Here is a 26,208-nt window from a genome sequence, read left to right as displayed (position 1 = left end):
ATTTGTATGATGTTACTAAGCACGAAAAGGATTGTTACGAAGAGTCTTATTATTTACGAAGAATCTTATTATAAAGAGGCATATAACAAATACGCTTGTTAGGAAGGCTTGTCATAATGGCCATTCAGCTTTACCTCCCTTGTTGCGAACTATTGAGCGTCTTTCTATTAGACTATTTGAATATTTTCAACAAAAGAGGTTAAAAAAAATTCACAATGTGTTGGGAAAAGGCTAAATTTAAGGTGTAGGCCGTATTAGGGAAGTAAGGTGAGCCAGCCAAGAGTAATAAACGTTTGTCTAAAAGCATTGATATGTTGCATCATGCTGTTCATTTCTTGGCATTCTGTTGCTCAGGAAAATTCATCAGTTTCCGCCTCCCACCCTGTATCTAAAAATGACACCTTACCGCTAACTTCAACAAGTTACACTGATCGCACGTTATTAAATAATCGCCTCTTTCTCTATCAATCAGGTAACGAAATCACTTCCGCCGCACAGGCAGTCACAGCATTTAAGCAGGGAAAATTTAGTCAAAACACCGCCGGACAGGTTAGTTTTGGCTTTACTAATGCCGTGCTGTGGGCTGTACTCCCAGTCAACGTAAATACTGTTTCAAATAGCCAAATAGGGGCTAGCCTAGGGACTAGCCAAGCTGCAGATACTCAGAATATAGATAATAAAACCAGCTTGAAAAGAGTGATTGAAATAGACAATGCATGGCTAGATAAAATTGATGTTTTCTTTATAAAGGGCAATGAAATAGTCAGGCGTTAGGTGATACTGAACACATCGAGCGGCGCGGGTACAACGCAAGAATGCCAACCGTAAGCTATGCATTTTCGCCCGGCGAGACCCTCGTGGTTTTTCGCTTCGTCTCTCAAGACCCCATGACAATACCTGTCTATTTGAGCAACGAGCAAGCGAAAAAAACGGTGATGCTGGAAAATGCCTATTTTTACGGCTTCTTATATGGCGCCTTGCTTATTTTATTGGTTTATAACCTCGTTCTTTTTGTGTATTTAAGGGAACGGAAGTATTTACTTTACTCCTGCTATTTATTTGCCTTTACCGCGTTTAACTTTACCTACACAGGACATGGCTATTGGTGGTTTTGGGGGGCTTACCCATCTGTACAGCAGTGGCTAATGCCCGCTCTCATGCTTTGTTACATAACGGCCGGTGTAACATTCACAATCGAGTTTTTAAACACTAAGAAATACTTACCCTCGCTTTTTGCAAAGCGTAAGCTTATTTACTCAGGGTTGCTGCTACTTGCACTGATTATGTTGATATACGGCAATCAGCGTTTTGCCATCCTGGCCCAACTTGTTATTTTAACCAGCTTATCATTGTGGATGTTACTGATTGGCATACTTTGCTACAGAAATGGCAATACGCTGGCTAAGTTTTTCGTGCCTGCGATTTTATTGGGTACTGGCGGCGCTACGGTTTCTAGCCTTGCTACCTGGGGGGTTGTTCCCTATTCCCAGTGGGCGTTTAGAGGTATAGAGCTGGGTATGTTTTTAGAAATGTCGTTATTGTCTGTCTCGTTAGGTTTCAATTTTAAAGAAGTGTATAAAGCGCGCTTAAGTGCTGAATTTACTTCCCGAGTAGACCCTCTCACTAATTTATATAATCGCAGAGCATTTTCACAGTTAGTTTATCCACTTTGGGAGTTGGGCGTTCGCAAAAAGCAAAAGCTCGCAGTTGTTCTCATTGACTTAGATTGGTTTAAGCAAATTAACGATGCATTTGGACACGATGCCGGAGATCGGGTTTTAGAGTTAGTCGCTAAAACAATAAAAGAACGAGTGCGAAGCTCAGATCTGGTTTTTCGCTGGGGTGGCGAGGAGTTTCTACTGTTTTTGCCCGACACCAATTTAGAAGAGGCTAAGACTCTTGCTGAGACATTACGAATTGCGGTTGAGAAAGAAACTAGCCAGGGAATTGCAAAAGTGACCATGAGCATTGGCATTGCATCACTCGCCCCTTATCACCAAACGGCGGCAGAAAATGAAGAAAGCAATTTAAAAAGTGCCGACAAAACGAATGAAATATCCTTACATGAGTTAATAAAATCTGCTGACAACGCACTGTATCAAGCAAAGCAGAATGGTAGAAATTGTGTGGTAGCTGCGTAAACCAAGCCCTAACAAAGGCGTGTAATTAGTCATAGTTAAGCGCAGAAAACTGTCTATTTCAGTACTTCACATCCAGATCTCTTATTCAGCTGTCTATTAGTAGGGTCTACCACGGTGTTGTGGTGTTGTGGCTTTGTGGTGTTCTAGCGTATGCTTTGTTTTTTATCCTCGCAGCAATTTCTTATGTATCAAAATTTTCAAGCCGAACTCGACTGGGCACGACTCCATATGCCACGGACTCAAAAAGCCGTCGCCGAACTCCCTGAATTGAGCCACATCAAACTAGCGTGCAACATGCACTTAGACCTAAAAATGGCCCCGCTCGTCGAGGGATTGTTATCGCGTGGTTGCGAAGTTTTTCTCACAACTTGTAATCCCACAACGGTGCAGGACGATGTTGTCGACTATTTAGTTAAAAAGGGCGCAGTCGCGCATGCATGGCGCGACATGGATGACGCAGAGTGGTCTTCCTCGTTCGACAAAGCACTTGAATGGCAACCTACTCATTTATGCGAGATGGGGGCAGATCTCACCGCACGTTTTCATGAAATTTCTAGTAAAGGCGCATCTGTACCTAACGTAAAAGCAAGCCTTGAAGCAACGGGCTCTGGTATTAGTCGCTTAAACGGTATGTCTCCTCAGTACCCTATTTTTAATTGGGATGATTTGCCAGTAAAAGAGGGGCTTCACAACCGCCATATGGTTGGCTTAAGTGCTTGGCAAACCTTTTTTCAAACTACGCATTTAACGCTTCACGAGAAAGTAGTGGTAGTGGTGGGCTACGGACTTGTTGGGCAGGGAGTGGCTGCTTCTGCAAAAGCATTTGGTGCCCAAGTGCAGGTGGCTGAAATAGATAAAGCTCGTGCTTTACAAGCGAAATACGATGGTTGGCCGATAGTACCCTTAGCTGATGCCGTAAAAACCGCTGATATCATTGCCACAGCAACAGGTGCCAGTGGCGTAGTTCATGCTGGGCATTTGGACGCTATGAAAAATAATGCGTTTCTTTTAAATGTTGGGCATGTTGCCAAAGAAATAGATGTGGCGCACTTAAAAGCGAATGCCTGCCATACTGAACCAATGCCTTATGTGAATGCTTATACTCGAAACGGAAAAACGGTTTTCTTACTAGCCGACGGCTCGATGTTTAATTTAACCGCAGGTTATGGAGATAGTTTAAACGCGTTTGACGTGACATTAGCGGTAATGGCCGCAGGCATAGGTCATATTGTAGGGGAGGGGGAGTCTCATGAAAGAGGACTTTATCTGCTGCCTGAATCGGCATGGTCTTCGGCACTTTAGCAATGCGCGCAGACATTGGCTTTAATAGCCAATGTCTGCGAATACCTAAAAGGTATGTTTAGTTTTTTGTGATCTGAAGGCGTGTGTTTGCCAACGTAAGATTACTGGTGGAAAAGCGGTTAAACTTGTTTGCTGACACTGAACGCTCAAAGTTCTCTACGCAAAGCGTGGCTTTGCTTTCTAAGCAGTTTAATACAGCAAGGTTGTTAAGCGCGATGCTTTTGTTACCCGACTGCTCAACTGCTTTCTCACAATGAGTTTGAGCGGCTTCTAAGTTACTTGTGGCAATGTGAGCCACGCACAAGTTTGTGTGCAAAGGCGCTTGCATAGATGCTACAGATGTACGAGCAAGTTGAGCATTAAGTTTGCGAATACCACTGGCGTAATCGCCGTTTTCTACGTCTTGAACGCCGTATACATCCTCTACAGTAGTTCGTAGTTTAAATACACTGTTATCACTTTGCGCTAACGCACTGGTCGCAAAAAGAAGAGTGGTTGCTAGGGTTAGAACTTTAATCATGATATTTTCCCACTTGTCGCGTTAGTTAATTTGTTTTTAGACTTATCGATGCGTGAACTTTCACGTGGCTGATAAGGCATTGGTTAACGTTTTGTTAAACGATGATTGGAGAATAGTGACTTTTACTGTAATTACATGATGAAAAGATAATTACGTACTCACTTCTTTCTAATGAAAACCTAATGTTCATTATTTTTTTGTTTATTTTTATTTATTTCAAATGCTTAATTTTTTTTGATTGAGGTTTTTAAGTGCCTTCCACGTTATTCAGAATTGAAAGTTTTGTCGTTAATACCGCAGATAACACCATTTCTTGCGATGAACGCGCAGTGAAGGTAGAGCCAAAATGTATAAAAGTGTTAAATGTATTGGCAGACAATGCGCCTGAGGCAGTAAGTCGTGAATATATTCACAAGGCTGTCTGGGGAGAACGCGTGGTTGTCGATGAGGCACTTTCACGTGTTATTTCGCAATTACGCCATGCTCTGAATGACAATAAATCTAAAAGGCTGATAAAAACGATACCCAAACTGGGGTACAAACTAACCGTAACCCCAAGCTATGTTAATAGCGAAACCTCTAAAAGTGATGCTCGAGCACCAAAGACATCATCAACTCAGTCTTTATCTGCTAACAGCCACGAAAATGCAGCCCATACAAATGAGAAAACCACTAGATTGGAGGGCAACAGCCCTGAGCTTTTAGACAGCCCTGAGCGTAAAGACAGCCCTGAGCTTGTAGACAGCCCTCAGCCTGCAAACGCTTCAGAGCCTACATCAACTCGCTCTGATACCAATGCCAATAAGGTGTCGGCATCTACCTCATCAAATGCTCGCCATAAAGTGTGGCTAGCTATAGTGGCTCTCATTGTGATAGCGGCACTATTCTTTACCATGAGCAGAACTACTATATTAAAGACAGACAGTCAGCATGAAACCTCTCAGCAAGGCATAACAACTTCTGTTGCAATACTTCCTTTTAGTCAGATTTCAGATGATACAGATTCGTCGTATATTTCCCTTGGTTTAACAGAAGAAATTAGTTCAAGCTTATCGACAACACCCGGCTTCAACGTGCCTTCGCGCTACTCTACACTAGCGCTAACTAAACAAGGCTTATCGTTAGCCGATATTGCCAAAACGCTAAATGTGAATTACGCCCTTGAGGGCAGCGTTAGAAGAATTAATCAAAGCTTCAGAATATCGGTAAGATTAATTGCTCCATATGAGGATAAAACGCTGTGGAGTGAGCAATACGACGTAACCAGTAATGATTTACTCAAAGTACAATTAGATATTTCCAATGCAATTATTACCCGTGTATCTGCTACCAATACCGCATCGGAATCTGTATTAAAATCGGGTATTACAGACAATGCCGCTGCTTATCAAGCCTACCTTAAAGGTACATATTGGTGGATGAATGGCACAACCAGTGAGTGGTTTACCAAAGCTGAAAAAGCGTTTCTACAGGCTGTGAACCAAGACCCCACATTCTCGGCGGCTTATGGCAGTCTTGCTTATATTTATGCCCGCTATAACTTCTACGATTTGTACATACCGCAAGAGGAGGCGCTACCCAAAGCAAACGCTGCAATTGATAGCGCACTGAGATTAAACCCTTATGATGCCAATGCACATAATGCTACGGCTATTCTGGCTACCCTTGATTACCGTTTCGATGACGCTCAAGCAGCGTTAAATCGAGTGCTAAGTCGCAATGCTGACAATTCAACAAGCCTGTATCTTTCCTCTGAGTTAGCGTTGGCGAAACTGCAGCCAGAACGCGCGCTTTCGCTCGCTCAGCAGGCTCTAGATAAAGAGCCACTTTCACCTTGGGTAAACGTTAATCTGGCCATCGTGCATTATTGGCGGGGAGAAACCTCGTTAGCCTTGGCAACGTTAAAACGAGCCCTAGAAATAGACGATATGTACACATGGGCCTATGTATGGAAGGCGAGGATACTGGCGTTAGAAGGCAATAATGCCGCTGCAATAGAAGCAATGGAAGCGTGTTTGTCTATTGATCCATTTTCTTCGGTAAATGCCGCGTATCTGGGAAATCTACATTCGCTGGCAGGAAATAACAGCAAAGCTACGCAATGGTTTACCCATGCAGCATCTTTGCTTGGAGATAGCACCATAGCTCGCTTTTGGAAAACTCATGCTAGTCGTTTACGCAAAAGTGACGTAACTAACACTGATATTGCGCTTATGGAATCTCTTCTTTCTGAGCAAACCCAGGCGTTTAGCGTTATCCCGCTACTTACCGATGGCTACATAGCCACCGAGCAACAAAAAAGCGGTTATGAGGTAATACTCAATCATTTTCCATCTTTAACCAAACCCACTCCAATTGTGAATAGTCACAATGTAGAAGCCGCTCTAGCTCTGGTTAGACTCTCTAGCGATGCGCCTCAAAAGGCTGTTCACATCGAAAAGGCTCTCAACGAATTTTTGCGTACCTACTCGCGGTGGGCAGCTCTTTCTGGATTACAGTCTCGTTATGACAAATTAAGTAAACGCAGATATAAAAAAAGCGAGGACGCTTCATGACGACCTCGCTTTTGCTCTTTAATGAAAAAATAGACTAGCGGCGCTTGAACGGCGGATGGCCGCTAAAATTCGTTGAGCTTTCCGACTCGTTAGTCATTTCAAACTGCGCAACATCTACCACCGGTACGCACTCTACAGAGCGTTTGAATGGCGGTTTGCCGCGCATATCTACGCTCATTCTATTTTCACATTCTGTAGACGCATTCAGCAGTTCGAATTGCGCTACATCGTGTTCGCTCACTTCAACAAGCTCACGTTTGAAGGGAGGCTTTCCGGTGCGATCAACAATTATCATTTTTTTCACGCTGGCGTCGTTGGCACCAGATTCAGCGCTCAAAGCAGCAAAGGGAGACGCCGCTAGCGAAGATAAAAACAAAAGAAGCAATATAGATTTTTTCATAATGAATCCTCATTTAACCAGTGAGTTCAATGTTACTACGTGTGAAGTTTAACTTTTGATGACTAAAAAATAATCCTATCTCGCGATAGCTAAAAACTATCAATTTTGTAGAGGTTATAAAGATAGCTTAGTCAGAAAAAGGTGGGGTTGCACGTTTTGTGTGCTGTTATGCTCTGAGGTGGTGCGTGGAAAACCATGGAGCGCCAAAATCAATCTAAAAATCAGTAGGTTATTTTTTGGCTTTTTAATTGCAAACCTCTGTTCAGCTAAAAGTAGTTACACCACTACACCGTGAAGTTTGAGAGAATGAGTATGAACAGATATTTCAACGCTTTGAAAACAGCATCTTCGGCAGTGATGTCAGCCATGCTGGTTTGTTTATTTCTGACGAGTATCAACGCTTCTGCAAATTCTTTTTTACTAACAAGCAGTGGTGGTGGAACCTTGTATCTTCAATCTTCTGATGAAGAGCATAGAGTGTTCAATTATCTCATCGATACAGGCTCTTCTTTAACCATTCTCAATAAGGCCACATTCAAAGCGTTTAAAAGTGAACAGAGCGTAAAACAAGACGGTGTTGTTATTGCCAAACTGGCCAACGGCCGCAAGCAAAAAGTAAAGCTATATACCATACCGCTACTGACGCTAAGCGCTGATTGTCACTTCGAAAATGTGAAAGTGGCAGTCATGGATAATCAGCACAACATCTTAGGTATGGAGGTGCTTAGCAGAGCCGCGCCTTTCGGTATTCAAATGTCACCGCCCACGCTAACGCTTAACCAATGTGATGATGAATTGATGCCCGAATTGGTTGCAAAAAACACCAACAATTAGTGGCGCACAATCAGTAGCCCCGACCTCTCTCGACAATGCGTGTTAATAATGTAAATTAGCCTTGCAATACCATTCCTGCATTCCCACGCTTTGCTAGAAAACTTGCCAGCGCCTTCTGAGTGGGCAATCATCTATGCGGATTGGTATTTTAATTTTAGATGTATAAGGCTCACCACATGCAAATAGGCGGAAAAACACAGCAAGAAGCATTAGAATCTTTACGCGACATGACTACAGACATGTCGCCTATTCTCATTTCTGAATATACCGCGCGTATTGAAAAAGCACAGCAGTTCATGCAGACAAACGGTATTGCAGCGCTGTATTTAAATGCTGGAACTAATCTAGCATATTTCACCGGAATGCAATGGTACGCCAGCGAGCGATTAGTTGGCGCTATTTTACCTGCGCAAGGTGATGTGGTGTATATTGCCCCCGCTTTTGAAATCGAATCTCTAGAAGAGCGTAAAGTTATAGCCGGCGATATTATTGGCTGGCAAGAGCATGAAAGTCCTTATGCGCTCTTTGCTTCATTATTGAGTGATATAGATACTGCGGGTGGTAGCAAGGTAGGTATTGACGAATCTACTCAGTTTTTCATTGCAGATGGTTTTCGCAAAGTGTTACCCACTTCTTTTGAGATTATTAATGGTAGTGAGGTAACAGCACATTGCCGCATGCATAAGTCTGAGAATGAATTAGCCCTCATACAACGAGCTATGGACATGACGCTAGCCGTACATAAAGCCACGGCGAGTATGCTTAAAGTTGGTATGACAACCACAGACGTTGAGGCTTTTATTAATGAAGCACATAAAAAGGTTGGTGCCAGTGGCAGTTACTTTTGCATTGTATTGTTTGGAAAGGCCACCTCGTTCCCTCATGGAGTTAAAGATCCGCAGGTTCTTAAAGCCAACGATTTGGTTTTAATTGATACTGGGTGCAAGCTGCATGGGTATCTCTCAGATATTACGCGAACCTATTGTTTTGGTGAGCCAAGTGACAAGCAAAAGCGACTTTGGAACAGCGAAAAGAAAGCACAGATAGCGGCATTTAATACCGCCAGTATTGGAAATACTTGCGGAGCTGTTGATGCCGCTGCGCGCGAGAGTCTGCAAGCCGATGGGTTAGGGCCTGATTATACGCTGCCTGGCCTACCTCACAGAACAGGTCACGGAATTGGTATGGATATTCACGAATGGCCGTATTTAGTGAAAGATAACCCACACCCTCTAGCAGCGGGAATGTGCTTCAGCAATGAGCCTATGATTGTGGTTCCCGGTGAGTTCGGTATCAGATTAGAAGATCACTTTTATGTCACTGAAAACGGGCCAGTGTGGTTTACACAGCCCAGCAAATCTATCACCGAGCCGTTTAATTTTTAAGCAGCATTATAGGCAGGTAATCATAAATAGCAGTGATTCTTCAAACTAGATAAACATCATTAGTACAGCTCTTTTCAATGCTCTACACTAGCGAAATGTAAATTAGATGTAAAAATGCCGATTTAACCGTCGGCTTGGTTGTATTTTGCGAGGGTGAATGATGTCTGGAACTAGTGCCGTGAACAATCAAGCAAATAATGAAGAAATCACCATGTTTAAAGACATGGTGTTACGTTTTATAGACCAAGAAATTTTGCCCAACTACGAGCAATGGGAAAAAGATCATCATATGCCTCGTGAACTTTGGCACACCATGGGCAGCGCTGGTATGTTGTTGGTTGATATGCCAGAAAAGTACGGCACGGCAGACGCAAGTTTTGACGTTTGCCAAATGATTCAGGAAGAAATGTGCCGACTAGGATTACACAGCCTGGCAACGGGATATAACATTCACGCCAACATTGTGGCTCCCTACCTATTAAATATTGGTACCGAAGAGCAAAAAGACTATTGGCTTCCTAAAATGGCTACAGGAGAAGTGCTTACCGCATTGGCGATGACCGAGCCTAATGCGGGAAGTGATGTGGCCGGAATGAAAACCAATGCGGTTAAAGACGGCGATAGCTACATTTTAAACGGCTCCAAGGTGTTTATTACCAACGGTAATCAAGCCGACATGATTATTGTATGCGCCAAAACCGACCCAAAAGCCGGAGCAAAAGGCGTGTCTTTATTTTTAGTAGACACGAGTTTGCCGGGTTTCTCCACGGGTAAGCCCATTCACAAAATTGGTCAACACAGCAGCGACACGGGTGAACTCTTTTTCGAAAATATGCGAATACCGGCCAACGCCTTGTTAGGCGAAGAGGGGAGAGGATTCGTCTATCTGATGCAGGAATTACCCCGAGAACGTTTGGGGTGTGCGGTACAGGCTATTGGCCATGCACAAGGGGCGCTAGATCTTACTATCGATTATGTAACCCAACGCAAGGCGTTCGGTCAAACAGTGGGGCAATTTCAAAATACCCGGTTTAAATTGGCGGAATGCCAAACAGAACTTGAAATGTGTAGAGCGCTGCTTGAAAAGCATATGGATAAGTTCAGTCGAGAAGAGATGACAGTAACCGATGCAGCTATGCTCAAACTAGCCGCTACCGAAATGCAGGTGAAAATGGTAAATGAATGCCTGCAGCTGTTCGGTGGTTATGGTTACACCGATGAATATCCTATTTCGCGCTTTTACCGAGATGCTAGGGTGCAAACCATCTATGCCGGCAGCTCTGAAATTATGAAAGAGGTTATTGCACGAGGAATGCTAGGGCGTTAATCGAGAATTTTAATACCAACAACAAAAAATAATAAGCCCGCTTAATTTGCGGGCTGCTTTTTTTTACGGATTCTTTTACGACTGTTTTATAGTTCTTTTATAAAAACACCGGCATGCTTGCCTAAGCGGTCTATCAAGGCATCACCAAGCGCAGAGGCAGGTGTCCAAAATCCGCCTTTTACATGCGGAGTATCTTTTGCCAGGCAAAGCGCAGCCTGAGACAGCATTTTTGCAGTGCTTCCATAGCCTGGGTCTTTATCGCCTGTCACTTTCACTGTTTGCATTTCGCCATTACTAAGCTGAGCATAAAAGCGCATGTCGAACATGCCGTTTTCCTGCTCTTCCCGCGAGGGGCCTTCACCAGGCTTTGGTAAAATATGATCTGCAAGAAGGTTTCTCAAAGGAGAAAAACTTGCCGCTCCTACAAAAGCACCTAAACCGAGTGTAGTTATCCAGGCCTTACTGGCTGTTTTGCTCGACATTGCTTCATCGTAGCTAAACTCTTGCCCATACATGCTACTTAAAAGCTTATTACTGCGGTGAACAATACGTTCGTTGATGGCTGCCATAACAAAAGGCATTGTCCAAATACCGAGTTCGCTGTCGTATTCCGCCTTTTTGTGGTTTTTCTGCCGCTGATGGAACGGATGCTCAGGGCCGCAAAGCACATAGGGGTTTACTAACAACTTTCTTAAACTTGCGTCTTCACCTGCCTCTTTGAGCACATTTAACATGCTGGCAATGGTGCCACCCGATGCAGCGCCTTTAAGCTTATATACTCGCATCTTAATTTGTGAAGCTGGTTTGCCTGTTTTTTCTATAGCGAGCTTTTGCGAAAAATATACGCCGAGGTCTGACGGTATTGAGTCGAAACCCGAGCAATGAATTATTCGTGCACCCGAGTGCTTGGCTTCATCCTCGTACTTGTCGAGCATCGCCTTTATCCATTGAGGCTCGCCAGTTAAGTCGCAATAGTCAGTACCGGTTTGTGCACACACTTTAACTAGTGTTTCACCATACAGTGCATATGGCCCCACGGTTGAGATAATCACGTTGGTTTTCTCGCACAATGCGGTAAGCGCGGTTTCGTCGCTAGCATCAGCAATAAAGTGCGGTAGTTCAGTTAAATTGTGCTGTGCTTTTAATGCTATGAGTTTCTGTTCATCTCGACCTGCTATAGCCCACGAAAACTCGTTTTGGGGCAAGCCAGATAAGTATTCAACCATGATCTTGCCAACGAATGAGGTGGCGCCATAAAGAAGAATGTCAAAAGATTCAGGTTGTTTTGCAGCTGGCATAGGGGACCTATTCGGTTTTGTCGTGCTTCATCAACCAGGCATAAGCGGTTGTGAAAGCCGGCTCTTGAAATTGTTTTAACCCGGTTTCTGCAAATGGTACGGCAACGGGGTTTCTCCGCAATGACTCTTTAATGTCAGTAGGGCTAAATACTACAACGTCTAAACCGTCAATTAATTCAATGGCAGCCTCGAGTTTAAAGCCAATAGCGCTGCCAGCAAACTTACCTTTGCTCTGGCGCTGGCGAATAATTACTGCGTCAATTTTGTAATCGGCAACCAGCTTAGCGAAGGTGCTTTGAAAGCTTTTAAGCCCCTTAGCGCTGGTGTCTGCTAATGTTAACCGGCGCGAACGGCAGTCGGGAATGTGAAACAAACCATCGATAAGCGACAGCAGACACACCGTTGCCTCGTTACTCTTTATATCTATACCGCAGACTTTCATATTAATTCCTATATCTATTTGCCTTCAGTATAACCCGATTCGATACTTTTACGGCACTTAGGCTACAATTTTCCCTTTTTCAATGCCATTTCGCTGCCCTTAATTTGGTGAAGAGCGCATTAACATCTGTATTCGGTGATAAATTCGGTAAAAAAACGCCTATTCTAGTTCGATAAACTCTATCGCTAAGTGCATGGCTAACGCGCCTTCTCTCCCTTCAACTAGGTCGTAGAGCGTGTATTGATCGAGCTCGGCAATAAATTTTGATGTTGCATCTTGAAGAATAGTTCTCAGCCTGCAAGACGGTGAAATAACACATTTGTTGGTTGGTGAAGCAAAGCACTCAGCTAGAGCCACGTCTTCTACCGTGAGCCTAAATACTTTTCCGATATTTATGGCTTTGGGAGCTAAAGCCAGTCGAACACCGCCTCCACGCCCTTTTGTGCCTAAAATGTACCCGTGCTCAATAAGCAAGGTAATTACCTTCTTCAAGTGGTTGTAAGAGACAAAGTACGCGTCTGCAATCTCACTGGTCTTTACTTTTTTGTTGTTCCGCAACGCCAAATAGATAAGAACGCGAAACGCCAAATTCGTAAATGTGTTTATTTTCATAGGTCATCTAAAAAATCGATTGATGTAATCGTCAAATTTTACAGTAATGTAAAAATTAAATATATATTTAGAATATACTTTATTGTATATTTTGTTCTAAGGTAGAACAAAATGAAATAAGGTGGCGTAATGACAATTCTTGGCTACATTGCAGCCGTGCTCATGGGCATGGTGCTCGGTGTAATAGGCGGTGGCGGCTCAATACTTACTGTACCAATACTGGTTTATCTAATGGGAGTGGCTCCAGATGTGGCGACGGGTTACTCATTGTTAATCGTTGGAGCTACTGCTGCTTACGGTGCTGTACGGTATTTTAAAGAAGGGCTAGTAGACGTTAAGTCCTCCATATTATTTGCCATTCCCTCAATTATTGCCGTTTATCTATCTCGCGCTTACTTAATGCCGTCAATTCCAGAAACTATAGAGTTTCAATCAATAGCGATAGAAAAGAACTTGGGCATTATGGTTTTGTTTGCTTCTTTAATGCTTGCCTCCGCTGCGATGATGTTGAAAAAGGCATACAGCAAAGCGACTCCCTCCAAAGTAACAGCCGAAAACACCTCTCCCAATATTGCCCTCATTGTTGTAGAAGGCGCTGTGGTTGGCGTGATCACCGGCATTCTTGGCGCAGGCGGTGGCTTTCTTATTATTCCAGCGCTGGTTCTAATTTTGGGAATGCCCATGAAAAATGCTGTGGGCGCTTCTCTTTTCATAATCGCACTTAAGTCGTTAATTGGCTTTGTTGGCGATTTACAAACTGGGATCCAATTGGAGATGCCTTTGCTTCCACTCATGTTGGTAGCGACGTTCATTGGGATGGCAATCTCCACGAAGGTAGCGGGGAAGCTAGATGGTGCAGCTTTACAAAAGTTTTTTGCATTTTTCACTCTAGTTATCGCCGTTTTTATTATGTCAAAAGAGCTTCTTTAAGGGGAATACCATGAACGTTGAAACATTCTACGACAACAAAACAGCAACCTTCACTTATGTACTCTTCGATCCTACTTCGAAGGAATGTGGAGTAATAGATTCGGTTGCCGACTACGATATTTTTTCTGGTCGCGTAACGATGGAGAGCGCCGACAAAGTTGTTGCATTTATCAACGACAATCAGCTTATTAATAAATGGATTTTAGAAACCCACGTACATGCAGATCATATAACGGCGGCGCATTATTTGAAGTCGAAAGTGGGCGGTAAAATTGGCATTGGTTCAGGCATAAAAGCAGTTCTTGATACTTGGTTAGACGTTTTCGAAATTTCAAATGATACGCCCAATGATGGCAGCCAGTTTGATGTGTTATTCGAAGAAGGTGACACGTTTAGCATTGGTGAATATGAAGTAGCAGTTTGGCATACGCCGGGTCATACACCAGCATGTGCGAGCTTTCTAGTCGACGGAAAAATTTTTGTCGGTGATACCATGTTCGCGCCTAACTTAGGCACAGCAAGGTGCGATTTCCCAGGCGGCAGCGCAGAGCAACTCTATAACACCATTCAACGCTTTTTTACTCTGCCTGACGATACCGTTGTACATCTTGGGCACGATTACCCTAAAGAAGGCAGCGAGCCACTTTCTACGCTGACGATCAAAGAGGCAAAAGAAACCAATAAACAAATCCGTCCAGATGTGCCTTTAGCAGAATATGTTGAAAAACGAGAAGCAAGAGATGCCACTCTCGCTGTGCCAAAACTACTGTTGCCGGCTATTCAGGCGAACCTCAGAAATGGGCAATTTGGGGCACCCTCAAAGAGCGGCAAGCAATTTATCAAAATCCCAGTAAACGCTATTTAGGAGGTGGAATATGAAGTACGCTAACGTTACACAACAACTTTCAGTTTCCCCCCAGATTTCAGTTGAAGATATAGAGGCAATAAAAGCCGCTGGGTTCAAATCGATTGTTTGCAATAGGCCAAATGGTGAAGGCGCAGATCAGCCCACATTTTCTGAGATAGAGGCGAAAGCTACCTCAGCGGGTATTCCCTGTGTTTATCAGCCCGTAGTGAGTGGGAAGGTTACAACGGAAGATGCCGTTAAATTTGAAGAGAATCTACAAAAGTTAGAAGGGCCAGTTTTTGCGTATTGCAGAACGGGGACTCGCTCTATTACGTTATGGGCGATGACAGCGGTAAAAACCTTATCTTTTGAAGAGATACTTACCCTTTCGCAAAAGGCAGGTTATGACCTAAGTGGTGTAGTGCGACGCCTAAAAAATAGTGGTGAAACGCCTACCGACCATGCCAATTATTCTCACGCCGTAGTGATTGTGGGAGCCGGGGCTGGCGGTATCGCGGTGGCTTCAAGCCTTAAAGCTCGATGTCCAGACCTCGATATTGCCATTGTTGAGCCAAACGAAGTGCACTATTACCAACCAGGGTGGACACTTGTTGGCGGAGGTGTTTTTAACGCTAATGAAACAGTGAGAACCGTTGCGTCGGTTATTCCACAAAATGTGAAATGGATAAAAGCCGGTGTAGCTGCCTTTTCTCCAAAAGAGAACATGATTGTTGTCGACGGATGCAGAACTGTAAAATATGAGCACTTAGTTGTATGTCCGGGAATCAAACTGGATTGGAGTAAGATTGAAGGTCTCAGTGAAACGCTTGGAGAAAACGGTGTCACCTCCAACTATCGGTTCGACTTAGCACCCTATACGTGGGAATTGGTTAAAAATCTTAAAAAAGGTAAAGCGATATTTTCTCAGCCTCCAATGCCCATAAAGTGCGCTGGTGCGCCTCAAAAGGCAATGTACCTGTCATGTGATCACTGGCTTAAAGAGGGCGTGCTGGGTAATATTGATGTTCAATTTTACAACACCGGAGCCGTGCTCTTTGGCGTTAAAGAATACGTACCCGCGTTAATGGAGTATGTTCAAAAGTACAATGCGCACCTCAACCTTGAGCATCAGCTAGTGAAAGTTGATGGTAAATCAAAAGTAGCATCGTTCAAAAACCTAGCTGAACCAGATGCTCCTCTCGTGGAGACTGAGTTCGATATGCTCCATGCTGTTCCTCCGCAATCGCCACCTGATTTTATAAAGGTAAGCCCGCTTGTCGATGCAAACGGCTGGATAGATGTAGATCAGTCGACATTACAGCATAAAATGTACGAGAACATTTTTGCATTAGGTGATGCAACAAACTCTCCCAACGCAAAAACCGCAGCAGCAGCCCGAATGCAAGCGCCAGTAGTAGCAAACAACTTGCTTTACGAGCGAGGAGTTCAAACAGGTAAGGCAATATACAATGGTTATGGAAGCTGCCCTTTAACGGTAGAGCGTGGCAAAGTGGTACTCGCGGAGTTTGGTTACGGCGGTAAGATTTTAAATAGCATGCCGTCATGGGTGTTAGATGGCACTAAGCCGTCCCGTCTCGCTTGGTATTTAAAAGAAAAATTGCTTCCACCTATCTATTGGGAAGGCATGCTTAAAGGGCGCGAATGGTTGGCAAAGCCTAAAACGCACACACCTCAATAAGTATTGCTCTTTATCTTACTGTGTTGAGAGCCTGATTTTCGTATACTTAATTTTTGAGAAGCATGCTTTTGATAGGCTGTGTCTTGGTAAGCTGGCCCTTGACCAAAAAAATAGCGCGATGCAGCTGATAATGCGGGAGCAAACACGATAAGTAATAACGCTATTGTTCCCGCTTTTTTGTTGAAACACATTTTGTGTTCTACCGATTAGTGTCTAACGGCAAACCTTTCCTATGCCACTCATCCATACCCCCTGCTACAGAAAATACGTAGCGATGACCCATCTCATAAAGAGACTTGGCTGCTAACGCCGAGCGCCCACCCGACCTACAAATTAAGTAGATACTGCGTTGGGCTAAATCCTCAATAGCATCTTTCTCTTCACAATGATGTGACAACAGCGGGTGACTACTTATCTTCATCTCAAGTAGCCCCCTTGGCATATTAACCGCTGCTGCGATATGCCCGTGTTGATACTCTTCGTTTTCTCTAACGTCGATTAAAATGACATCGGGTTGTGTTAACGCAATCATCAGGTCGTCTACGGTAACTTCTTCAACACAGGCTTTGACTTCACTAATGTAAACCTTTGGCGTTTTCATTTGGGGAGCCTCAAAGTTGATTAATCGGTACTTTGATGTAGCTCACTTGGTTATCTTCCGGCGGTGGTAATTCACCTGCTCTTACGTTTAATTGTATTGAAGGAAGAATCAAGCGAGGCATACTCAATGTAGCGTCTCGTGCTTCACGCATCTGAACAAATTCAGCCTTTGAAACGCCGTCTTTAACGTGAATATTGAATTCCTTCTGTTCACCAACTGTCACTTTACTTTCGTGAGTACGATGTTGTGTTGGATAGTCATGGCAAACGTAGATACTCGTTTCTTCAGGTAGTGCCAAAATTCGATGTATTGAGTCGTAAAGGGTGCTTGCACTGCCACCAGGGAAATCACATCGTGCGGTTCCCACGTCCGGCATAAACATGGTGTCACCTACAAATACCGACTCTTTGTTAAGTAAATACGCAATGTCTGCTGGTGTGTGACCGGGTACGTGCATCACTTCAAAGCGCAGGTTGCCAACTTCCAGAATATCACCTTCCTCAAATAGCCTGTCGAACTGCGCACCGTTAGGAAGAAATTCTTTTTCTAAATTGAACAGCGCTTTAAAGACCTTCTGGACCTCTGTAATGCGCGCCCCAATACCAATTTTTGCGTTGTACTTACGCTTGAAAAATGGTGCGGCTGATAAGTGATCAGCGTGGGCATGGGTTTCTAAAACCCACTCAACTTGTAGGCCTCTCTTGTCAATGAAGTCTGCAATTGTTTCAGCACTTTCGGTATGAATGCGACCGGCGCTGTAATCGAAATCTAAAACCGGGTCTATGATCACAGCTTTAGACGTGGATTTGTCTTCTACCACATAAGTAAATGTTTCACTGTCGCTATCTAAAAATGATGTGATTTCAGTTTGTGTACTCATCAAAATCTCCTTAGTAAAGTCAGTGATATAGAAATTCTATATCACTGATAAATAGTCAAAACGTTAGTTAACAGTTAAAGAGACTTTTTACAAAAATACCAATCTACATAGTTGTAACCGGCAGTCTCTCTGCCTTCTGCGTCTTCGATAGTGTGTGGAGGAGGCACAATCACTTCTTCGCCCACTTTCCAGTTTTCAGGGGTAGCACAGCTGTGCTCATCACTGGTTTGTAGCGCTTCAACAAGTCTTACAAACTCGTTAATAGCACGTCCGTTACTCATTGGGTAGTAAACCATGGCGCGAAGAATGCCTTCCGGATCCATAGTATTGCTCTCTTTATTTAAGGTGTATTTAATATATGTATTTAATATAGCGACAAATATAAGATTTATCTAATCTAAATTAATGATTATTGAAATTGGTTTATCAGATTGAAGCGATAGCGTGAGGCTATAAAAAAAGCTAATAACAACGCATTAGCTATTTTTAAAGGCGGGAGGGAAAATTTTGTAAAACAGCAACTTACAAAGCCGCACTGCTATTGATTACAGTGCGGCTATTTGTGTGTTTAACTTATCTGGGCCTTAATGAAATTTTTCCAGGCTCAACGTTAAGAGTGAGGGGAATTGTAGAAAGAAGGTTAATGGTTTTATTCGTTGTATCTAACGTGTACACAGGGTTTGAAGCTAAAAAGCCGTTAATCATTTGCATAACCTGAGTACTTAAGGGGGCTAAGTTTCCTTTATATCCCCCAGCATCAATAGTGCTATCAAGTAAAGATAGTGAGCGAACAAAAATAGCTTTCTTCTCAGCGTCGTAATAGGGCGTGCCTTCTATCGATAAGCGAATATTGGCAGGGTAGCTAAAGCCGAATGCCTTAATACTAGCGGTGGCATCGGTACCTAACTGAACAACGTTCCTTCCATCAGGGCCAATACTGACTGAAATATCGCTTACTTCTAGGAAAAGCGGTATACCTGCAAGTGATGCTTTCTGTTGAAGTTTGCTTAATTGGCTGTCGAGTACCTGCTCAACCTCTGCGTTTGACACTGTGTAAGCAGATAATTGTGACAGCGTTGCACAACCACTTAAAATGAGTATAGCGCTAAACATTGTGGATTTTAGAACAGCGTTTCTTAATACAGCGCCATTAAACTTTGTCTGAATACTAATGCATGAGAAAAATTTCATTATATTTGTGCTCTTAACGAATGCGAAAACGCAGTCAGTAGACATGAAAGCAAGCGATAAATCTACTCTATTGAGATAGCGAAGAACTTGCCTGAGGTATAAAGCCTTAGGTGTAGAGAAAAAAGCGTGAGAACGTGCTGGGGCGTAAAAAGGGGGAACAGAAAAGGCGAGGCCCCATTAAAGGGGCCTCTAGTGCGGCCCGGAGCCGCTACCATGTTGAAACTGCTACTCACATGGCGTGATAAATTGATTGCGGTCGAATATTAAATTCTTCCGTTAAGCTCTGCAGAAATTGGTGAGTCTTGAAGACCTTGCTCAGCAATCCACGCTTGAAGTGTTTTGCCATCTGCCTCAGGAGCTTGTAAATCTTTACTTGGCATTTTCTTAACTAATAAAGTACCAACTTCAACCGCGTTGCTAGTGACTGCCGTACGAATAAGGCTTTGACCATTGCATGAAATGCCTGAGTAATAATCGCGTAACTTCAAACGATAATCTGACTGAACGCTACGCATTTTTTTGCGAAGTTCGCCTTTGTCGTCTGCTTGCACGATAGTGCAAATGTTAGCAAGCGCATCGTTGATGCCGTCTGCTTGAGCTGCGTTAGAAAATGCAAGCGAAGACGCTGCGATGATGATAGAAGTTTTAACTATTTTCAACATGGTTAAAGTTCCTGTGGTTAATGGTTTAATGTTTTTTGCAACTCACTTGTCGTTGCTTGAGTTGTATTAAACGCCACCTTTGCAAAAACAAAAACATGTTGTGCGATATATAAGTATTCAAAACTATACTTTAGGCTAAGGCTCAAACAGAAAAGCCGTTAAACTTATAAAAAACTGCACAGCAGTTTCTGTAACTTGTGCCTTCCTATTGTTAAATCGACTATCTTGGGAGCTTTCTTTACAGTTGAATTAATGAGTAGTAGGTTTTGCTTACAACTAAAAATAAGGAAAAGCAGATGAAGTGCCTGTCGGTATGTTTTGCAGTATTTGTGACTCTGTTTGTTTCGGCGTGCTCGTCGGATTACAAGGCGCCCGCAGCTAATCAGGCAACTGATAAAAAGTCAGAAGAAGTTTTGCGCTGGGAAGCAACGGCAAAGAACGTGACTATTACCCGCGATAACTGGGGTATCCCCCATATTAAAGGGAAAACTGATGCTGATGCTGTGTTTGGCATGCTGTATGCTCAGGCCGAAGACGACTTTAATCGAATAGAGCGCAATTATATTAACGCAATGGGCCGATTAGCTGAAGATCTCGGTGAGGATGAACTATACCGAGATCTTCGCATGAAGCTGTTTATTCAGCCTAAGCAAATTAAAAAGCAGTATGAAGAAAGCCCTGAGTGGCTTAAAAAATTGATGGTGGCGTTTGCCGACGGTTTAAATTATTACCTCTACACACACCCTGAAGTAAAACCTAAAGTCATTACCCGCTTCGAGCCGTGGATGGCGCTCACCTTTAGTGAAGGCAGTATTGGTGGCGATATTGAGCGCGGCGTAAATATGGCCCGATTGGCCGAGTTTTACGGTGATGATATGGCAAATGTCTCCTTTAAAACTGACCCATTGAATACAACAAATCAATTAGACGCAGAGCCAGGTGGGTCAAATGGCTTTGCTATTGCTCCTAGTCGCACGAAAAACGGTAATGCGCTTCTTTTAGTAAATCCTCATACCAGCTTTTATTTTCGACACGAAGCTCACGTGCAATCAGAGGAAGGGTTAAATGCCTATGGGGCATCTACCTGGGGACAATTCTTTATCTACCAAGGTTTTAACGAGCGTTTGGGGTGGATGCACACATCAACCTACGTGGACGTTATAGACGAATACGCAGAAACCGTTATCGAAAAAGAGGATGGTTTGTACTACCTATATGGCGATGAGCATCGCAAGCTCGAAACGCGACTCATCGAACTACCTTACAAAGCAAAAGACGGCACTATGCAGCAAAAGCAAGTCACTGCTTATTTCACCCATCGCGGTCCAATAGTGCGCTCACATAATAATAAGTGGGTATCTGTGCGTTTAATGGAGGAGCCGGTTAAAGCGCTTATACAGTCGTACACTCGCACAAAAGCGCAAAATTACGATGAGTTTTATACAGCAATGAAAAGCTTAACGAATTCATCGAACAACACCGTATACGCCGATGCAGATGGTACTATTGCCTACTTCCACGGTAATTTTGTACCTCGTCGAGATACGGCTTTCGATTTTACTCAACCAGTAGATGGAAGTAACCCTGCTACAGATTGGCAAGGCATTCACCCCCTTGAAGAGCATATCCATATTAAAAACCCAGGTAACGGGTGGATTCAAAATACCAATAACTGGCCTTACAGTGCGGCAGCCGAGTTCAGCCCTAAAAAATCGGATTACCCAGCGTATTATTCCGGTACCACTGAAAACTATCGCGGTATTCACGCAATTAACTTGCTTGAAAGTACGACTGATTTTGATATCGATAGTCTTATTAATGCCGCTTACGATAGCCATTTAACTGGGTTTGATGAGTTGCTTCCGCCCCTGTTTAAAGCTTTTGAGTCCTTGCCCGATTCTGACCCCAGAAAAGCGTCATTACGAGAGCCTATTGCAACGCTTAAAGCGTGGGACAACCGCAGTGGCGTAGACAGCGTGCCTACCTCTGTGGCTGTTTTCTGGGGCATGGATTTGATGAAGGCCGTTCGCAATAAAGCGCGAGCTGCTGATGTAAGTGTTTATACCTATATGGAAAGCATGGCTTCTAATGAGGAGCGCGTTATTTCTCTAAAGTCGGCTGTTGATAAGCTAGCTCGTGACTTTGGAACCTGGCAGACCCCATGGGGAGAAATTAATCGTTTCCAACGCATTAGCCCTGATATTCGACAGCATTTCGATGATGATGCACCAAGCTTGCCCGTTGGTTTTGCGTCTGGCCGGTGGGGAGCTCTTGCGGCCTACGGACAAAATTATGGCCAGGGTGAAACAAAGCGAATTTATGGCACGCGTGGAAATAGCTTTGTGGCAGCCGTTGAATTTGGCGAAAAGCTAAAGGCTAAGGCGATAACCGCCGGTGGCTTGAGTAACGATCCAAACTCTCCACATTATAACGACCAAGCGGCAGTCTATGTCTCAGGTAAACTGCGCGATGTGTATTTTTATGCTGACGATATCGCGGCGAACGCAGAAGAGACGTATCGACCGGGGCAGCGTTGAGTTGCCCTTTAAAAGTAGATTGAGCCGCAAGAGCGTTGAAGCTGGAATGGAAAAAAAGCAGCTGTATTTCAAAGTGTGCCTCAAATAAGTGAATATACCTGCACCTATAATAATGCGCGATTCAGCTATTGGTGCAGGTTGTCATATTCAATGATACCTATCTCGCTATTTACTTAACTCCTTAACCTTTTGCGCGACCAACCAAAGCCTGTCTTGCCCCCACACGGCCAATACTTCGTTTTCATTCTGATCTAATAATCGATAACTTGGCACGCCTCAACTGCCAAACTCATACATACTCAGGCGGTTATCTTCTAATAGTTGCTGCCAATTGTCGTCGTGAAGATGAAGGCGCGCCTCTCTCCAATCAAGCCCCGCATGCTCTGCAACCTGCTGAATACCTTGGTGCTTATTGCAATTAATCCCTCTAGCAAATGCTCGACAAAACTCGCTCTACTATTGCTAAAGAATTGCTTTTAAATACCACCAAAACCACATCTGAAATAGGCTATGAACTTGGGTTTAAGGATACGTCGAATTTTAACCGCGCTTTCAAAAAATGGACCGGCGTTAGCCCAGGCCAGTTTCGTAAATAAGACGATGGAACGATAATCGGACGGCACGCTATTTCTAGCAACGGATTTTGAAAAGTTAGTGTTTGAAATAATTATTTTAAGTCAGCAGGTTAAATTGTAATAATGACGCTTTGCAAATTCTTTGCATGACTAACAGCTTTTCGCAAAGAAAATGCTTAGAGTCACTTTACCCGATTCTCCCTCCCCCAGTCCATGAAGCCCCATACAAAGGTGATGAGGTTTAGGTGGAATCCCTTTCTATCAGATTCAGATAAACGGCGTGTTTTGATCTGAAATTCCATGCCATAACAAATAAATTGATGTTTATTGAAGACGCTATGATTACTGATGCCGCACGCATTCGATTAGAGTAAATGACGTTTTTTTATCACCTGATTCATATGTGCCAAGAAATCAGTTCGATAAACAGAGGCGTAGCTATGATTTCTTTGGAAAAACCATTTGTATTTTCATCGGTGCTTTCACGTTTTTCTATTAGTCCGACTTGCCATGCAAAGTCGAACCAGAAATGAAAAATATACTGGGAGGGAAATTCTATCTTTGAAAGCTCTGGCAACGGATCTGCTTGATCTGGGAAAGCCTGCTCATAAAGTACCTGGTATTCTCGGTAATGTCGCCATTCAGTGCCAAGATGATGAAGCATATACAATGAGTAACCTATACTGAACTGATAGAATGCACAATCGCTCTCATTACCACTAATGTACGCCCAGTTGTACTCAGTAGCATACGTTTTAAACAGTATTTGATAAAGTTCGGTCGCAGCTGTGTTATCACCTTGCTGTATACGCTCATAAAGTTGCCATGTTGATTTCAATGGCTTCCAGCGCCCACCGTGTTTACGAATTAATTTGGCAATCAACAATATGCTGCGAACTACATGTAGGTTAATGAAATCGTCCTCTTTATTTATTTTGGAAACGATAAAGCTGGGAGCAAACTCTTTCATATAACTATCGAATAGCGATCGACATAAATTGCGGGGCAAATTTCCATTGGCGGTGCACTTAACTCCATCAGCCCCTAAAGCTCCTATTAAATTTACAGCTAACCAATAAACAGGGGCTGATGTAAATTTGGTAACATTCGAAAATTGCCAGCTAAGTAAATCACTGGATTCGAAAGGCTCAGTAAGTAGCTTGTGAGTTTGGCTTGGTGTGAGGTTAAGCATATCAGTATTCGGTGAACTGTTATGCTCATTCATATAGTTCTCAACAAATGCTTGGGCATCCTCAATTGAGTCAAACTGCTCGTTGCCCATGGCTTGTGATATTGCCTGATTGAGTTCAGTGGCAGGGTTTGAGGTTTTCTCTTTTTCTGCATAGAAATCGGTAATACCAAATCTTGGAAGCTCTTCTATCTCTCCGTCTTCAAGCGCTTTTAATAATGTCAGGTTATTTTCAGCTAACAGGTAATTTGGATCAATTGCCAATGCTCGATGAAACGCACGTTTTGCAGACAAGTGATCGCCTAAATACATCTGACAAATTCCCAAATTGCCGCAGCTTTGTACATGCTCGGGCTGGCTTTTTAACAGTAGAGTAAAGCAGTTTGCCGCTTCACTGAACTTATGACTTCCTAACAATTCAACACCTTCTTCAAAAACTTCGGCGTCTATAAGGTACTGTTCTAAAGTGAGGCGTTCGGGAAGTTGCTCTCTTATCGCTTGGAGATGGAGTCTGGCAGGTTCATATTGATGAAGTTCTTCCGGTGACGCACTGTCCAGCGCATTTTGAAATGCCGCTAAAGATTCAGCAATTGAGCCAGATTTTTCGGCACAGAGTCCAAAATTAAAATATACAAAAGCAGGTGCGTAGCCACTGTTTATTGCTTGCTTAAAAAACAAATAACCATCGGTATGATCATCATCGATAAATACAGCTGCTAGCCCTTGAAGCGCGAAGCAAACAGGATGTCGGGGGAATTTCCTGACCGCCTTTTTTACAATGAGTCGGGCAAGTTTGTAATCTTCGTCATCAATGGCATCAAAAAATGCGTCAAGCCGCATCTCTAGTTTTGGGAAATCTCTATCAAACTTTGTCAAGTAAGTAGTCTCGAATCGCTGAATTGATGCAGAAGCATAACATGCAGAGTTTTCAATTTTGAAGCCGATTTGATTAAATAAATGTTCCGGTATAGGTATATCATGAAAATATTTGCGGTCCACTCGGAAATCTATCCGTTTCATTTTTCGTCTATCGGACTATAATAAGTCTATATTTAGACCAATAGAGATTGTTATGAAAACTCAAACTGTATCTTACATGAAGGAACATGCGAATCATCTGGAATTGGATAATCCCATTTTGGTCACGCAAAATGGCAAGCCAAAGTATGTTATTCAGGATGCGAATGACTACGAAGAACAGCAACAAACTATAGCATTATTAAAACTCATAAATTTGTCAGAACGCAGTGCGCGACAGAACGGGCTATTTGATCTGGATGAAGCATTTGACGACAATTAAATACAGCATAAAAGTGACGCCGGTTTTTAAACTTTGTTTGAAAAAACTGGATGCATTTTTAACCAGAAAATTTAATCACAATGTTGCAAACGAGGCCAAGCGAGCTGTTAAATCAAAAGTTAAGTCTCAACTCTCTGGAAATCCGTATTCTGCGCCTCATAGCGACAGGCTCCTGGAATTAGGGGTAACCGGATACAGGCAACTTCTTGTCGATAGTCATAATGTGGTGCTTTACCGAGTTGAAGAGTCTACAAAGACAGTCATTCTTCTTCTAGTTTTTGATTCTAGACAAGATCTGAAAAAGATTTTGTTTGAAGTTAATTTACTCGTCTGATTTACCCCAAATTAATAGAACAGGATAAATACTGATCCCCCCGTTTATGGGGTAGAGCCGATGGTACCAAAGGGATTTGAGCTGTTACTTCTTTTCGCGCATTTCTTTCCATTTCTAGCACTTTGTCACAAATACGTTCGTATTCTTCTGGTGTGAAAGACGCGCGCCTTGTTCCAGCCTTACCTACATTGTTTAGGTTCGTAACCTGTATTGGAGCCACCCACTGATTGTCCAATGCGATTTTGAAAACCATATTTAAAGCTGCGTTATGATTGAGGATCGTTGACTTGGATAAATCCTTCTTAGCGATCTCTCTGCGTTTTACGTTGAATTCACTCAGCTTATCTTGGTCAATAGATGTGATATAGGTCCGGTCAAAGACTGGAATGTGATACTTTGTCAGTGCGCCACTGTAATCCTTGTATGCAACCTTGCCAGTGCCCATTGCAAGTTCGTGCTCCATTTGCTCAATAGCTTTCTGTGCAACATCACGGAACCGCTTGCTCGTCGATACGTGCCAGTTTCAATTTTGATCTTGTACTCAGTTCGAAGATATCGAGCAGTCGCCTTTGCTTCTTCTAAGTCCTTTTGTTTTGTCGCTTTGCAATACCATTTCCCAAACAGCTGAAAACGTGCGTACCAGCGTT

At 43.2% G+C, this 26,208-nt stretch carries 26 protein-coding genes; 14 read left to right on the top strand and 12 right to left on the bottom strand.

Annotation, left to right across the window (positions count from 1 at the left end; genetic code table 11):
* Nucleotides 1-321 precede the first annotated feature (321 nt).
* The 3 genes from BM528_RS18915 to BM528_RS15165 all read left to right on the top strand — a co-directional run bounded on the left by BM528_RS18915 (nucleotide 322) and on the right by BM528_RS15165 (nucleotide 3,443).
* On the top strand, nucleotides 322-774 hold the full coding sequence (locus tag BM528_RS18915; RefSeq protein WP_071980557.1) for a 7TM-DISM domain-containing protein: 453 nt from the start codon (nucleotides 322-324) through the stop codon (nucleotides 772-774).
* 41 nt (nucleotides 775-815) lie between these two features.
* On the top strand, nucleotides 816-2,141 hold the full coding sequence (locus BM528_RS15170) for a diguanylate cyclase (RefSeq protein ID WP_071980556.1): 1,326 nt from the start codon (nucleotides 816-818) through the stop codon (nucleotides 2,139-2,141).
* A gap of 183 nt (nucleotides 2,142-2,324) precedes the next feature.
* Nucleotides 2,325-3,443: an adenosylhomocysteinase gene (locus BM528_RS15165; RefSeq protein ID WP_071980555.1), complete on the top strand. Its 1,119-nt coding sequence runs from the start codon at nucleotides 2,325-2,327 to the stop codon at nucleotides 3,441-3,443.
* Between the two features lie 58 nt (nucleotides 3,444-3,501).
* Here the strand turns inward: BM528_RS15165 and BM528_RS15160 are convergent, their stop codons facing one another.
* Complete coding sequence (locus BM528_RS15160; RefSeq protein ID WP_071980554.1) at nucleotides 3,502-3,963, bottom strand: tetratricopeptide repeat protein; 462 nt, start codon at nucleotides 3,961-3,963, stop codon at nucleotides 3,502-3,504.
* Nucleotides 3,964-4,214: 251 nt separating this feature from the next.
* Between BM528_RS15160 and BM528_RS15155 the strand changes: the two genes are divergently transcribed.
* A complete protein-coding gene (locus tag BM528_RS15155) occupies nucleotides 4,215-6,518 on the top strand; it encodes a winged helix-turn-helix domain-containing protein (RefSeq protein WP_071980553.1) in 2,304 nt (767 codons plus the stop codon).
* A gap of 34 nt (nucleotides 6,519-6,552) precedes the next feature.
* Here BM528_RS15155 and BM528_RS15150 read toward each other — a convergent pair whose 3' ends face one another.
* Nucleotides 6,553-6,918 carry a hypothetical protein gene (locus BM528_RS15150; protein ID WP_071980552.1) on the bottom strand — a complete coding sequence of 122 codons (366 nt, stop codon included), beginning with the start codon at nucleotides 6,916-6,918 and terminating at the stop codon, nucleotides 6,553-6,555.
* A gap of 312 nt (nucleotides 6,919-7,230) precedes the next feature.
* Between BM528_RS15150 and BM528_RS15145 the strand changes: the two genes are divergently transcribed.
* The 3 genes from BM528_RS15145 (at nucleotide 7,231) to BM528_RS15135 (ending at nucleotide 10,464) form a co-directional block, all read left to right on the top strand.
* Complete coding sequence (locus BM528_RS15145; RefSeq protein ID WP_071980551.1) at nucleotides 7,231-7,752, top strand: retroviral-like aspartic protease family protein; 522 nt, start codon at nucleotides 7,231-7,233, stop codon at nucleotides 7,750-7,752.
* Nucleotides 7,753-7,928: 176 nt separating this feature from the next.
* Nucleotides 7,929-9,137, top strand: coding sequence for a M24 family metallopeptidase (locus tag BM528_RS15140; RefSeq protein WP_071980550.1), 1,209 nt, complete (start codon nucleotides 7,929-7,931; stop codon nucleotides 9,135-9,137).
* 157 nt (nucleotides 9,138-9,294) lie between these two features.
* Entirely contained in the window at nucleotides 9,295-10,464 is a 1,170-nt protein-coding gene (locus BM528_RS15135; RefSeq protein ID WP_232230506.1) for an acyl-CoA dehydrogenase family protein, read from the top strand.
* An 86-nt stretch (nucleotides 10,465-10,550) separates the two neighbouring features.
* Here BM528_RS15135 and BM528_RS15130 read toward each other — a convergent pair whose 3' ends face one another.
* The 3 genes from BM528_RS15130 to BM528_RS15120 all read right to left on the bottom strand — a co-directional run bounded on the left by BM528_RS15130 (nucleotide 10,551) and on the right by BM528_RS15120 (nucleotide 12,816).
* The gene (locus BM528_RS15130) at nucleotides 10,551-11,762 is read right to left on the bottom strand and encodes a saccharopine dehydrogenase family protein (protein ID WP_071980548.1); all 1,212 of its coding nucleotides are present in this window, start codon (nucleotides 11,760-11,762) and stop codon (nucleotides 10,551-10,553) included.
* Nucleotides 11,763-11,769: 7 nt separating this feature from the next.
* A complete protein-coding gene (locus BM528_RS15125) occupies nucleotides 11,770-12,204 on the bottom strand; it encodes a DUF3010 family protein (protein WP_071980547.1) in 435 nt (144 codons plus the stop codon).
* A gap of 159 nt (nucleotides 12,205-12,363) precedes the next feature.
* Nucleotides 12,364-12,816, bottom strand: a complete 453-nt coding sequence (locus BM528_RS15120) for an RrF2 family transcriptional regulator (RefSeq protein WP_071980546.1) — start codon at nucleotides 12,814-12,816, stop codon at nucleotides 12,364-12,366.
* Between the two features lie 129 nt (nucleotides 12,817-12,945).
* Here BM528_RS15120 and BM528_RS15115 point away from each other — a divergent pair, with 129 nt between their 5' ends.
* From BM528_RS15115 to BM528_RS15105, 3 genes are read left to right on the top strand one after another with little or no spacing between them, the layout of a single operon-like run.
* Entirely contained in the window at nucleotides 12,946-13,746 is an 801-nt protein-coding gene (locus BM528_RS15115; protein ID WP_071980545.1) for a sulfite exporter TauE/SafE family protein, read from the top strand.
* A gap of 10 nt (nucleotides 13,747-13,756) precedes the next feature.
* Nucleotides 13,757-14,611, top strand: a complete 855-nt coding sequence (locus BM528_RS15110) for an MBL fold metallo-hydrolase (protein WP_071980544.1) — start codon at nucleotides 13,757-13,759, stop codon at nucleotides 14,609-14,611.
* A 10-nt stretch (nucleotides 14,612-14,621) separates the two neighbouring features.
* A complete protein-coding gene (locus BM528_RS15105) occupies nucleotides 14,622-16,292 on the top strand; it encodes a bifunctional protein tyrosine phosphatase family protein/NAD(P)/FAD-dependent oxidoreductase (protein ID WP_071980543.1) in 1,671 nt (556 codons plus the stop codon).
* Between the two features lie 199 nt (nucleotides 16,293-16,491).
* Here the strand turns inward: BM528_RS15105 and BM528_RS15095 are convergent, their stop codons facing one another.
* From BM528_RS15095 to BM528_RS15075, 5 genes are all read right to left on the bottom strand, one after another.
* Nucleotides 16,492-16,893 (bottom strand): rhodanese-like domain-containing protein, encoded by a 402-nt coding sequence (locus tag BM528_RS15095; protein ID WP_071980541.1) that lies wholly within the window; start codon nucleotides 16,891-16,893, stop codon nucleotides 16,492-16,494.
* Between the two features lie 10 nt (nucleotides 16,894-16,903).
* Complete coding sequence (locus tag BM528_RS15090) at nucleotides 16,904-17,773, bottom strand: MBL fold metallo-hydrolase (protein WP_071980540.1); 870 nt, start codon at nucleotides 17,771-17,773, stop codon at nucleotides 16,904-16,906.
* A 74-nt stretch (nucleotides 17,774-17,847) separates the two neighbouring features.
* Nucleotides 17,848-18,096, bottom strand: a complete 249-nt coding sequence (locus tag BM528_RS15085) for a hypothetical protein (RefSeq protein WP_232230505.1) — start codon at nucleotides 18,094-18,096, stop codon at nucleotides 17,848-17,850.
* A gap of 250 nt (nucleotides 18,097-18,346) precedes the next feature.
* Nucleotides 18,347-18,886, bottom strand: coding sequence for a DUF1439 domain-containing protein (locus BM528_RS15080; protein ID WP_071981349.1), 540 nt, complete (start codon nucleotides 18,884-18,886; stop codon nucleotides 18,347-18,349).
* Between the two features lie 341 nt (nucleotides 18,887-19,227).
* Nucleotides 19,228-19,626 carry a DUF3718 domain-containing protein gene (locus tag BM528_RS15075; RefSeq protein WP_071980539.1) on the bottom strand — a complete coding sequence of 133 codons (399 nt, stop codon included), beginning with the start codon at nucleotides 19,624-19,626 and terminating at the stop codon, nucleotides 19,228-19,230.
* 296 nt (nucleotides 19,627-19,922) lie between these two features.
* On the opposite strand from BM528_RS15075, the gene BM528_RS15070 reads away from it, so the two are divergent.
* Together BM528_RS15070 and BM528_RS19095 are read left to right on the top strand one after the other, a co-directional pair.
* Complete coding sequence (locus BM528_RS15070) at nucleotides 19,923-22,163, top strand: penicillin acylase family protein (protein ID WP_083595306.1); 2,241 nt, start codon at nucleotides 19,923-19,925, stop codon at nucleotides 22,161-22,163.
* 434 nt (nucleotides 22,164-22,597) lie between these two features.
* Nucleotides 22,598-22,759 carry a helix-turn-helix domain-containing protein gene (locus tag BM528_RS19095; protein WP_071980538.1) on the top strand — a complete coding sequence of 54 codons (162 nt, stop codon included), beginning with the start codon at nucleotides 22,598-22,600 and terminating at the stop codon, nucleotides 22,757-22,759.
* 376 nt (nucleotides 22,760-23,135) lie between these two features.
* Here the strand turns inward: BM528_RS19095 and BM528_RS15060 are convergent, their stop codons facing one another.
* Entirely contained in the window at nucleotides 23,136-24,947 is a 1,812-nt protein-coding gene (locus BM528_RS15060) for a hypothetical protein (RefSeq protein ID WP_232230504.1), read from the bottom strand.
* A gap of 52 nt (nucleotides 24,948-24,999) precedes the next feature.
* Here BM528_RS15060 and BM528_RS15055 point away from each other — a divergent pair, with 52 nt between their 5' ends.
* Complete coding sequence (locus tag BM528_RS15055) at nucleotides 25,000-25,227, top strand: type II toxin-antitoxin system Phd/YefM family antitoxin (protein WP_071980537.1); 228 nt, start codon at nucleotides 25,000-25,002, stop codon at nucleotides 25,225-25,227.
* Nucleotides 25,205-25,561 carry a type II toxin-antitoxin system RelE/ParE family toxin gene (locus tag BM528_RS15050; protein ID WP_232230503.1) on the top strand — a complete coding sequence of 119 codons (357 nt, stop codon included), beginning with the start codon at nucleotides 25,205-25,207 and terminating at the stop codon, nucleotides 25,559-25,561. Before BM528_RS15055 ends, BM528_RS15050 begins: the two co-directional genes overlap by 23 nt.
* Nucleotide 25,562: 1 nt before the next feature.
* Here the strand turns inward: BM528_RS15050 and BM528_RS15045 are convergent, their stop codons facing one another.
* Nucleotides 25,563-26,024, bottom strand: coding sequence for a hypothetical protein (locus BM528_RS15045; RefSeq protein ID WP_071980536.1), 462 nt, complete (start codon nucleotides 26,022-26,024; stop codon nucleotides 25,563-25,565).
* Nucleotides 26,025-26,208: the final 184 nt, after the last annotated feature.

Origin of the sequence: Alteromonas sp. RW2A1 (assembly GCF_001886475.1) — a bacterium.
GTDB classification, from domain to species: Bacteria; Pseudomonadota; Gammaproteobacteria; order Enterobacterales; family Alteromonadaceae; genus Alteromonas; species Alteromonas hispanica.
Note: the sequence above shows the minus strand (reverse complement) of the source record. Positions and strands in the feature narration are given on the sequence as shown.

Excerpts from the sequence above, each read along its gene's own strand:
- BM528_RS18915 (WP_071980557.1), top strand. The coding sequence starts at position 322 with ATGCTGTTCATTTCTTGGCATTCTGTTGCTCAGGAAAATTCATCAGTT.
- BM528_RS15170 (WP_071980556.1), top strand. The coding sequence starts at position 816 with ATGCCAACCGTAAGCTATGCATTTTCGCCCGGCGAGACCCTCGTGGTT.
- BM528_RS15165 (WP_071980555.1), top strand. The coding sequence starts at position 2,325 with ATGTATCAAAATTTTCAAGCCGAACTCGACTGGGCACGACTCCATATG.
- BM528_RS15160 (WP_071980554.1), bottom strand. The coding sequence starts at position 3,963 with ATGATTAAAGTTCTAACCCTAGCAACCACTCTTCTTTTTGCGACCAGT.
- BM528_RS15150 (WP_071980552.1), bottom strand. The coding sequence starts at position 6,918 with ATGAAAAAATCTATATTGCTTCTTTTGTTTTTATCTTCGCTAGCGGCG.
- BM528_RS15145 (WP_071980551.1), top strand. The coding sequence starts at position 7,231 with ATGAACAGATATTTCAACGCTTTGAAAACAGCATCTTCGGCAGTGATG.
- BM528_RS15140 (WP_071980550.1), top strand. The coding sequence starts at position 7,929 with ATGCAAATAGGCGGAAAAACACAGCAAGAAGCATTAGAATCTTTACGC.
- BM528_RS15135 (WP_232230506.1), top strand. The coding sequence starts at position 9,295 with ATGATGTCTGGAACTAGTGCCGTGAACAATCAAGCAAATAATGAAGAA.
- BM528_RS15130 (WP_071980548.1), bottom strand. The coding sequence starts at position 11,762 with ATGCCAGCTGCAAAACAACCTGAATCTTTTGACATTCTTCTTTATGGC.
- BM528_RS15125 (WP_071980547.1), bottom strand. The coding sequence starts at position 12,204 with ATGAAAGTCTGCGGTATAGATATAAAGAGTAACGAGGCAACGGTGTGT.
- BM528_RS15120 (WP_071980546.1), bottom strand. The coding sequence starts at position 12,816 with ATGAAAATAAACACATTTACGAATTTGGCGTTTCGCGTTCTTATCTAT.
- BM528_RS15115 (WP_071980545.1), top strand. The coding sequence starts at position 12,946 with ATGACAATTCTTGGCTACATTGCAGCCGTGCTCATGGGCATGGTGCTC.
- BM528_RS15110 (WP_071980544.1), top strand. The coding sequence starts at position 13,757 with ATGAACGTTGAAACATTCTACGACAACAAAACAGCAACCTTCACTTAT.
- BM528_RS15105 (WP_071980543.1), top strand. The coding sequence starts at position 14,622 with ATGAAGTACGCTAACGTTACACAACAACTTTCAGTTTCCCCCCAGATT.
- BM528_RS15095 (WP_071980541.1), bottom strand. The coding sequence starts at position 16,893 with ATGAAAACGCCAAAGGTTTACATTAGTGAAGTCAAAGCCTGTGTTGAA.
- BM528_RS15090 (WP_071980540.1), bottom strand. The coding sequence starts at position 17,773 with ATGAGTACACAAACTGAAATCACATCATTTTTAGATAGCGACAGTGAA.
- BM528_RS15085 (WP_232230505.1), bottom strand. The coding sequence starts at position 18,096 with ATGGATCCGGAAGGCATTCTTCGCGCCATGGTTTACTACCCAATGAGT.
- BM528_RS15080 (WP_071981349.1), bottom strand. The coding sequence starts at position 18,886 with ATGTTTAGCGCTATACTCATTTTAAGTGGTTGTGCAACGCTGTCACAA.
- BM528_RS15075 (WP_071980539.1), bottom strand. The coding sequence starts at position 19,626 with ATGTTGAAAATAGTTAAAACTTCTATCATCATCGCAGCGTCTTCGCTT.
- BM528_RS15070 (WP_083595306.1), top strand. The coding sequence starts at position 19,923 with ATGAAGTGCCTGTCGGTATGTTTTGCAGTATTTGTGACTCTGTTTGTT.
- BM528_RS19095 (WP_071980538.1), top strand. The coding sequence starts at position 22,598 with ATGCTCGACAAAACTCGCTCTACTATTGCTAAAGAATTGCTTTTAAAT.
- BM528_RS15060 (WP_232230504.1), bottom strand. The coding sequence starts at position 24,947 with ATGAAACGGATAGATTTCCGAGTGGACCGCAAATATTTTCATGATATA.
- BM528_RS15055 (WP_071980537.1), top strand. The coding sequence starts at position 25,000 with ATGAAAACTCAAACTGTATCTTACATGAAGGAACATGCGAATCATCTG.
- BM528_RS15050 (WP_232230503.1), top strand. The coding sequence starts at position 25,205 with ATGAAGCATTTGACGACAATTAAATACAGCATAAAAGTGACGCCGGTT.
- BM528_RS15045 (WP_071980536.1), bottom strand. The coding sequence starts at position 26,024 with ATGGAGCACGAACTTGCAATGGGCACTGGCAAGGTTGCATACAAGGAT.